General features: G+C 71.7%; 2 protein-coding genes and 1 pseudogene. All 3 read right to left on the bottom strand.

Annotated elements, in window-relative coordinates; translation table 11 throughout:
• Positions 1-608, bottom strand: a 608-nt coding sequence (locus E1284_RS40240; protein WP_131945365.1) for a cytochrome d ubiquinol oxidase subunit II, incomplete at its 3' end; no start/stop codon positions are given.
• Between the two features lie 55 nt (positions 609-663).
• Positions 664-1,914 carry a cytochrome ubiquinol oxidase subunit I gene (locus E1284_RS40235; RefSeq protein WP_131945364.1) on the bottom strand — a complete coding sequence of 417 codons (1,251 nt, stop codon included), beginning with the start codon at positions 1,912-1,914 and terminating at the stop codon, positions 664-666.
• 123 nt (positions 1,915-2,037) lie between these two features.
• Positions 2,038-2,337 (bottom strand): annotated as a pseudogene (locus tag E1284_RS40230) (MFS transporter); the annotation flags it as partial.

The following is a 2,337-nucleotide window of genomic DNA, read 5'->3' as shown; positions in this document are numbered from 1 at the left end:
CACGGCACCTCCACCCCCGCCACCACCGGCACGCACCCCATCACCAGCGCCGACAACCCGTACCGCGACGGAACCCGGCGCGCCCGCGCCGCCAGCTCCACCGGCAGCCGCCACCGCGCGAACCCCGCCCCGTGCCAGGCGAACAGCGCCGCCAGCGGCAGCCCCGCCACACTCCCGGCGTTCAACCCGCCGCCCGCCAGCACCGACCCCAGCACCGAACCCCACGCCAGCGCCAGCGCCCAGCTGCCCGCCACGACCGCGCCGTCCCACACCGACCGCCACCCCGCCGCGTCCACCCGGCCCCGCAGCCACAGCCCCATGTCCCGCACGACCCAGCCGATCAGCAGCACCACCACCAGCGGGTACAGCTCCTCCAGCAACCGGTGCTCCAGACCCGGGAACGCGCCCGCCACCAGACCCGCCGCCGCCACCAGCCACACCTCGTTGCCCAGGAAGAACGGCGCGAACGAGGCGATCACCAGCCGCCGCTCCCGCTGGTCCCGGCCCAGCCACGGCAGCAGCATCCCCACCCCGACGTCCGCGCCGGCCAGCACCAGATACCCGCCGGCGAACACCGCCAGCAGCACCACCGCGAGCACATCCATCATCAAGCTCCTGTCGAAACGCCGGACACCGGAAGAACGAGCATCGGAACGCGAACCATCAGAACGTCGGGCTCAGCGCCGGCGCAGCCGGCTCCACCGGGGGAGCGGCGCCCAGGCCCGCACCCTCCGGCCCCCGCCGCGCGAACCGCGCCAGCAGCCACGCGTTCACCGCGAACAGCGCCGCGAACAGCACCGCGAACGCGGCGAACGACACCGCGACCGTCCCCGCGCCCACGCCCGGCGACAGCGCGTCCTCGGTCTTCAGCACCCCGTAGACCATCCACGGCTGCCGCCCCACCTCGCGGAACACCCAGCCCGCGATCATCGCCACGTACGGCAGCGGCACCGCCGCGATCATCAGCACGTGGAACACCCGGCCCCGCACCAGCCACCGCCCGAACGGGAACTTCACCAGCGCGACCATGGCGACCAGGACCATCAGCGACCACATCGACACCATCAGGCCCTCAGCGACATGCGCCGTCGACGGCGCCAGATACTCGCCCGGCCCGAACCGCGCCGTGAAGTCCGCCACCGCGGCCGCCGCGCGGTCCCCGCCCGTCTTCGTCGGCTGCGTGTACCGGAACTGCATCCCGCCGAACACCACCACCGGCATCACCGACACGATCACCGTCAGCAACCCGATCCGCATCGACCGCCGGAAGAACTCCACCTCCGCCGTCCGCCGCAGCAGATGGAAACCGCTCACCCCCGCCATGAAGAAACCCGCCGTCAGCAGGCCCCCGAACAGCACGTGGAAGAACGCCAGCACCGCCGTCGGATTCGTCAGCAGCGCCCCCGCATCGGTCAGCCGCGCCGTCCCGTCCACCATCTCGAACCCCACCGGACGCTGCAGCCACCCGTTCGCCACCAGCACGAAGTACGCCGACAGGTACGCCGTCAGCGTCACCACCCAGATCAGCGCCAGATGCACCCACCGGTTCAGCCGATCCCACCCGAAGATCCACAACCCCAGGAACGTCGACTCCACGAAGAACGCGGTGATCGTCTCCAGCGCCAGCGGCGCCCCGAACACGCTCCCCGACACCCGCGACAGACCCGACCAGTTCAACCCGAACTGGAACTCCATCACCAGCCCCGTGACGATCCCCACCGCATAATTGATCACATACAGCTGGCCCCAGAACCGCACCATCCGCGCATGCACCGCACTGCCCGACACCGTCGCCCGCGTCTGCGTCAACGCCACCAGCGTCGCCAGCCCCAGCGTCAGCGCCACGAACAGGAAATGCGTCCCTGCCGTCAACGCGAACTGCACCCGCGCCAGCATCAGCGGGTCCCCGCCCATCGCCACACGCTCCAAGAATCGACACGAAACCGACACCACGATCCTCGGGGCGCACCCACCGGCGGCGAATCGGGCGCGAGCGTGCAACCGCGCTGCGCCTTTCGCGTAGCCGACCCCCCGCGCCTACATCTCCCGATGTACACGGCCCCGCCACGCACCCGACCCCAGCACGACCGCCACCACCACATACGGCACCGCCGCCACCGCCATCAGCACACCCGCACCCGCCCACCGCGACCCCAGCGCCCAACTCGCGTACACCAGCACCGCCACCGTCTCCGAACCGAACCCCGCCACCGACGTCACCGTCGCCCGCGCGCCGTCACCGATCCGGTCCTGCAGCCGCGCGTCCGCCGCCGCCATCGCCCACCGGAACACCGCGACCCCAGCGCCCAACTCGCGTACACCAGCACCGCCACCGTC

This window comes from Actinomadura bangladeshensis, from assembly GCF_004348335.1.
In the GTDB taxonomy this organism is placed as follows: Bacteria; Actinomycetota; Actinomycetes; order Streptosporangiales; family Streptosporangiaceae; genus Spirillospora; species Spirillospora bangladeshensis.
This window is presented reverse-complemented; position numbering and strand designations above follow the sequence as displayed.